This is a genomic window from Pseudomonas sp. NPDC087598, assembly GCF_044743525.1.
Lineage (GTDB): Bacteria > Pseudomonadota > Gammaproteobacteria > Pseudomonadales > Pseudomonadaceae > Aquipseudomonas.
The window spans coordinates 4,475-7,143 of record NZ_JBIUWQ010000110.1 but is presented as its reverse complement, the minus strand read 5'-3'; the positions used below and the strand labels follow the sequence as shown (position 1 = coordinate 7,143).

At 61.6% G+C, this 2,669-nt stretch carries 4 protein-coding genes; all 4 read right to left on the bottom strand.

From position 1 onward, the window contains the following. Positions 1-770: class II fructose-bisphosphate aldolase (locus ACIOWE_RS29395; RefSeq protein WP_401398442.1), on the bottom strand; the 770-nt coding region annotated here is incomplete at its 3' end. A gap of 125 nt (positions 771-895) precedes the next feature. Further along, on the bottom strand, positions 896-1,228 hold the full coding sequence (locus tag ACIOWE_RS29390) for an MliC family protein (RefSeq protein WP_401398440.1): 333 nt from the start codon (positions 1,226-1,228) through the stop codon (positions 896-898). Between the two features lie 56 nt (positions 1,229-1,284). Further along, positions 1,285-1,506, bottom strand: coding sequence for a hypothetical protein (locus tag ACIOWE_RS29385; protein ID WP_007913756.1), 222 nt, complete (start codon positions 1,504-1,506; stop codon positions 1,285-1,287). A 34-nt stretch (positions 1,507-1,540) separates the two neighbouring features. Further along, positions 1,541-2,669: phosphoglycerate kinase (locus ACIOWE_RS29380; protein WP_401398438.1), on the bottom strand; the 1,129-nt coding region annotated here is incomplete at its 5' end.

Sequence of the window (2,669 nt, the reverse complement as noted above, 5' to 3'; positions counted from 1 at the left end):
CCGTAGGTTTCTTTGATGTCGCCGCCGTACTGGTTGAGGATCGCCAGCCACTCTTGCGGAACCGACGAGGAACCGTGCATCACCAGGTGGGTGTTCGGGATGCGCTTGTGGATTTCCTTGATGCGGTCGATCGCCAGCACGTCGCCAGTAGGTGGCTTGGTGAACTTGTAGGCGCCGTGGCTGGTGCCGATGGCGATAGCCAGAGCATCGACCTGAGTGCGTTTTACGAAATCAGCGGCTTCTTCCGGGTCGGTCAGCATCTGGCTGTGATCCAGAACGCCTTCGGCGCCGATGCCGTCTTCTTCACCGGCCATGCCGGTTTCCAGCGAACCCAGGCAGCCCAGCTCGCCTTCTACCGAAACGCCGCAGGCGTGCGCCATGGCCACGGTTTGTTGGGTAACGCGGACGTTGTAGTCGTAGTCGGTCGGGGTCTTGCCGTCTTCGCCGAGGGAGCCGTCCATCATTACCGAGCTGAAGCCCAGCTGGATCGAGCGCTGGCAGACATCAGGGCTGGTGCCGTGGTCCTGGTGCATGCACACCGGGATGTGCGGGAATTCTTCGATTGCAGCCAGGATCAGGTGACGCAGGAAAGGCGCGCCGGCGTATTTACGGGCGCCGGCCGAAGCCTGGACGATCACCCCGCAGCCTTGTTCGGCTCGGCTTTCCATGTGGGCGCGCATCTGCACAGGGCTGTTGCCTTTGCGGGCTGCACCGCCGCCCCCCACCCCGGCTGCGTGGTCCAACATCTGGCGCATGCTGATAAGTGCCATTGTGTGTGTCTCTCCCGGTTTGGGTCGTTAATCGTGCCAGCCTGCCGGAGCGGCGGCGGCTATTCAAGTGATTGCAGATCGGGGGTCGAGGCCCGGTCTGGTGATTCGATAAAGCAAATTCTGTGTTACTCGGCTTTGCAGCCGCGGCCGATCAAGTCATTGGTGGCGACCCAGTACACCAGGCCTTCGTCACCCTTGACGTGAAACGCCAGCATGCCATCGCTGTACAGCGTGCCCGAGGCACCCGGCTCTTCTTTCAGGCGATAGACCTGATCGCCGCCGCCCAGTCGAACATCGACTTCCTTCTGGCCGGCATCGGCGTAGCGCCACAGCACTTTGGCCTGGCTGTCGCAGGTCCAGGTAGTCCAGTTATCCACAGGTGCAGACGACTGAAACAGGTTCAACTGCGCGCAACCGCCCAACAATGCCAACGCCGCAATGGCGATCAAGCCTTTCATCCGTGTTCCTCGACTGACGGCGCACGCCGCCAGCCCTGAGTTAAGAGTCAGACCCGTCAAGGACAACCATGTTCCTTGGCCGGGGTTTGCGTCTCGTATTTGTCCAGACCATCCGGCCCGGAACGCTTGTTCAGCACCGGGTTGGTTTCAGCCTGCCAGTCGGCCTGATAACAGCCCTTCTGCGACTCGCTGGGTGCCGGCGTCGCTTCGGCCTTCGGGTTACTCCCGCAGGCTGCCAGCGTACCGGTCAGCAACAACAGTGCTAACGACTTGACCATGTGACCACTCCTTTGCCTGGCCAAACGGGCGGCCTCAGGCCTTGGCCCGGCTTTCCAGGACTTCTACGGCTGGCAGCACTTTGCCCTCGACGAATTCAAGGAACGCGCCACCGCCGGTGGAAATGTAGGAGATTTGCTCAGCCACGCCATATTTATCGATAGCGGCCAAGGTGTCGCCACCGCCAGCGATGGAGAACGCAGAGCTTTCAGCGATGGCCTGGGCCAGCACTTTGGTGCCGTTGCCGAACTGGTCGAATTCGAACACGCCGACCGGACCGTTCCACAGAATGGTTTTCGACGATTTCAGCAGTTCGGCGAAGTTCGCTGCGGTCTGCGGACCGATGTCCAGAATCATGTCGTCAGCGGCAACGTCAGCGATGAGCTTGACGGTGGCCTCAGCGGTTTCGGCAAATTCCTTGGCAACCACGACGTCGACTGGCAGCGGCACGCTGACCTTGGCGGCGATGGCGCGTGCAGTGTCGAGCAGATCCGGCTCGTACAGCGACTTGCCGACCGGGTGACCGGCAGCGGCGAGGAAGGTGTTGGCGATGCCGCCACCGACGATCAGTTGATCGCAGATCTGGCTCAGGCTGTTCAGCACGTCGAGTTTGGTCGAGACCTTGGAACCGGCAACGATCGCCGCCATTGGTTGCGCCGGCGCGCCCAGGGCTTTGCCCAGTGCATCCAGTTCAGCGGCCAGCAGCGGACCAGCAGCGGCGACTTTGGCGAACTTGGCGACACCATGCGTCGAACCTTCGGCGCGGTGAGCGGTGCCGAATGCGTCCATCACGAACACGTCGCACAGGGCGGCGTATTGCTGGGCCAATTCGTCAGCGTTCTTTTTCTCACCTTTGTTGAAGCGTACGTTTTCGAACAGCACGATGTCGCCGGCCTTGACGTCAACGCCGCCGAGGTAATCGGTAACCAGCGGCACTTCGCGGCCCAGAGCCTTGCTCAGGTAGTCGGCGACAGGCTTGAGGCTGTTCTCGGCGGAGAATTCGCCTTCGGTCGGACGGCCAAGGTGCGAGCAGACCATCACGGCCGCACCTTTTTCCAGGGCCAGCTTGATGGTCGGCAGCGACGCCAGGCTACGCGCATCGCTGGTGACATCACCGTCCTTGACTGGGACGTTGAGGTCTTCGCGGATCAAAACGCGCTTACCT

Coding starts and splice junctions, on each gene's coding strand:
- ACIOWE_RS29385 (WP_007913756.1), bottom strand. CDS start 1,506: ATGGTCAAGTCGTTAGCACTGTTGTTGCTGACCGGTACGCTGGCAGCC.
- ACIOWE_RS29390 (WP_401398440.1), bottom strand. CDS start 1,228: ATGAAAGGCTTGATCGCCATTGCGGCGTTGGCATTGTTGGGCGGTTGC.